Raw genomic sequence first — 278 nt, forward strand, 5'->3', positions numbered from 1 at the left:
TTGGGCTTACGGCGTGGAGGCTTTTCACCCCCATTATCGCTACTCATGTCAGCATTCGCACTTCTGATACCTCCAGCATCCTTTACAAGACACCTTCGCAGGCTTACAGAACGCTCTCCTACCATATATATCTGTGATAAATCACAGAACAATATCCGCAGCTTCGGTGACTGGCTTAGCCCCGTTACATCTTCCGCGCAGGACGACTCGATCAGTGAGCTATTACGCTTTCTTTAAATGATGGCTGCTTCTAAGCCAACATCCTGACTGTTTTAGCC

General features: G+C 48.2%; 1 rRNA gene. It reads right to left on the minus strand.

Annotation, left to right across the window (positions count from 1 at the left end):
• A 23S ribosomal RNA gene (locus ACZ92H_RS29695) occupies positions 1 to 278 on the minus strand; the annotation flags it as partial.

The sequence above is a fragment of the Janthinobacterium foliorum genome, from assembly GCF_978021625.1.